The 2,973-nt window shown below is 56.7% G+C and carries 1 protein-coding gene and 2 pseudogenes; all 3 read right to left on the bottom strand.

Features of this window, described 5'->3' with window-relative positions; translation table 11 throughout:
- Window positions 1-218: pseudogene (glyA, locus tag ACR0JB_RS21775) on the bottom strand (serine hydroxymethyltransferase); the annotation flags it as partial.
- Window positions 219-240: 22 nt separating this feature from the next.
- On the bottom strand, window positions 241-2,871 hold the full coding sequence (locus tag ACR0JB_RS21770) for a phosphoenolpyruvate carboxylase (RefSeq protein ID WP_170400184.1): 2,631 nt from the start codon (window positions 2,869-2,871) through the stop codon (window positions 241-243).
- Window positions 2,871-2,973 (bottom strand): annotated as a pseudogene (locus ACR0JB_RS21765) (D-glycerate dehydrogenase); the annotation flags it as partial. The gene ACR0JB_RS21770 and the pseudogene ACR0JB_RS21765, both read right to left, overlap by 1 nt.

Below are 2,973 nucleotides of genomic sequence, written 5' to 3'. Positions count from 1 at the left end.
CCATAATAGCGCCGCCCGGGATAGCCTTCGGCGTATTTGTTGGTCATCACCGAGCCCTGCGCCTCCATCACGGCGGCTGAGACGATGTTCTCGGACGCGATCAGCTCGATCTCGTCGCGCTGGCGGCCCAGCTCAGATGTGATCGAACCAAAAAGCTCAGGGTCACGATCAGATAGGGATTGGGTGAAAAAACCGTCTAGACGATGCGGGACATTCACGGGGCATATCTCCTGAAATTGGTTAGCCGGTCCAGCCAAGGCCAGCGGAAATAGCGTTCATGGATTGCAGTAGCGGCACAGGGACTGATCCTGCTTGCGATTTGTTTCGGGCTTGTTGCAGCAGTTCGACTTGCAGGGCGTGAATGCGAGCCAGCTCCGCCCGTTTGCGATCAAATCGTTCGCACAGCCGGGGAAAACGGTGACCTATTGTCTGACCGCCAGTCAGAAACTGCACAGCGCTGCAAGCGTTATCGAATTCTGTTTTGATCGCCTGAGAGATGCTTTGGCGGATATACTTATCGCGCACCAGTTCGCCGTATTGCGTGGCGATGCCCATATCAGCCTGATAGAGCGATTTCTCCATCTCATCGACAGCGAGGCGGAACAGGCGAGATTTCTGAAACATTTCTTGCAAAACTTCGTCACCGCGCGAACCTCGGAACTTGCGAAAGCTGGCCATTGCTGCACCAAACCCGTACCAACCGGTAATCAGGTGGCGGTTCTGCGACCACGCAAAAACCCATGGAATAGCCCGCAGATCATCGAGACTAGCTGCGCCGAACCGACGGGTCGGGCGGGAGCCGATTTTTAGGCGAGCAAGTTCCTCGACGGGGCTGGCCTGCTGGAAGTAGTCCAGAAAACCCGGCATCTGCAGAAGCGATACATAGGCTGTTTGCGACAGTTCCGATAGGGCATCCAGCGCATCGTCAAATTCGGGCCGGGACGGGGTTTCGCTGGGGTTAGCCGTATGTCGAAGCGTGCTTGAGAGCAGTAATTCCAGATGCGCTGCAGCTGTGCCGCGGTTAGCATACTTGGTCGAAACAACCTCACCCTGTTCCGTAACACGCAAGCGTCCGGCTATGGTTCCGCTGGGTTGTGCGGCGATTGCGCGCCCGGTAGGTGCTCCGCCCCGGCTGACTGAGCCGCCGCGCCCATGAAAAAATGTAGCCTTGAAACCTTGCGAGGCCAGTGCCGTGACAATCCTGCGTTGCGCGCGTTCCAATTCCCAAGTTGAACAGAAATAGCCGCCATCCTTGCCACTATCTGAGTAACCCAGCATCACCTCGATCACGTTACCTTCGGTTTTAAGGCTGCGGCGGGAAAGCGGAACATCAAGAACGTCCAGCAATATCGCTGGGGCATTGCGCAGGTCGGCAATCGTCTCGAACAGTGGGACCACTGATAAATCCAGAGTTTCGGACCCGAATCCTGCGTATCGGGCCAGAAGATAGACACCGAGAATGTCGTCGGCGGAACGGGTCATTGACAGGATGAATGGTCCGATAGCCTTGGGGTCTGGTCCCGATCGAACGCTGTAGACAAGTGTCAGGAGGGCAAGGAGCTCTTGGGCCTGATCACTCAGCGCTTCCCGATTTTGATAGGGCAAGTTCTGATCCGCCAATTCGGCCCGCAAACGGGCAGACCATTCGGGCGTACCATATTCCAATGCCTGCCCGGATTGTGACCAAATTTCGGCCAGAACATCGGTTGTGACGGTGGAATTCTGGCGTATGTCCAGCGTTGCGGTACGGAACCCAAAAACCGCTGCGGCCCGGCTCAGTGGGCGGATATGTCTTCGCGCCAGATTTTCGGCTTTGACCGCGCATAAAGCGGCATCAAGCGCGTTTAGATCGTTCACGAATTGCGAAATGTGGTTATAGCCGTCTTTTATCAGCCGAAGGCGTATGGCATCCAGAGCCTTCCGGAACGGTTCGTTCTGATTGCGGCCAGCGTCCGGAGCCCGGTCGACAATTTCTTGTACACGTGTCCTGTGTGGTTCGGGCAGAGGCAATATGAGCGCACTGATACTCAGCTTGCTTGCGGCTTGTTTAAGGGCTTGACCGTAGAGGTCCAGAACCGTTTTGCGCCCACGTTGTAAGGCCAGCGCGGTCATCTCTGTCGTGACATTCGGATTGCCGTCCCGGTCGCCTCCGATCCAGCTGTGAAAGCGAATACTGGGCGTTTTGCTCAAGGTCTTTCCCAGCATGTGCAGGCAGGCTTGATCGAACCGATCCATGACTTGCGGGACAGCGTCAAAGATTGCGTCCCTGAAGAATTGCAAACCCCACTCGATCTCATCGTGCAGGCTTGGTCGCGTCAGGCGAAGTTCACCGGTCAGCCACAGGAGGTCAATTTCACCTTCCAGGTTTTTAAGCAATTCGGCGCGCTCAGTTGGGGTCCAGCGTTGCGTTTCAAGACTGACAAGGTTGCGATAAATCCGCCGGTGGATTTCCAGTACGGTGACCCGTTTGGCCTCGGTTGGATGCGCGGTTAGGGTGGGTCCGGCACACAGATTAGCGGTCAGTTTTTCCATTGGGCTGTCTGCCAGGGACAGGTCAGACAACACCTCGGCAAACCCGCCTTCGACCGCTTCGGGCCCGCTATTGGTCTCGGTCAGTCGACGATCTCTGACTTCGGCGTTTTCATCAATGATACGCAACAATTGGAACCAGATCGACAGGGCCTGCAAATAGGGCGTCGCCTCGGGCCCGGTGGGGATGGATTGCAGCGGTGAGGCCCCGGCCCATGTCGCTACATGCGGCGCCCGTTTCATCAAAATGTTCCGCCACAACGCCCGCAGTTCCGAGCGCAACCCATCAGCATAGCTTGAACGGTTCAGGGGGGACTGAATATTTTGGGCCAGCGCTTGCATCAGATCACCCGGTCACGTGGTTCACGGCCTTGGAAAAAGTCACTCAGATTATCTAGAACGCGGAAGCCCATCGCTTCGCGGGCCTCGCGCGTTGCGCTGCCC

This window comes from Ruegeria sp. BI7, from assembly GCF_056537925.1.
This window is presented reverse-complemented; position numbering and strand designations above follow the sequence as displayed.

Bases quoted from the DNA above. Each gene is read 5' to 3' on its own strand.
- ACR0JB_RS21770 (WP_170400184.1), bottom strand. From the start codon at position 2,871: ATGCAAGCGCTGGCCCAAAATATTCAGTCCCCCCTGAACCGTTCAAGC.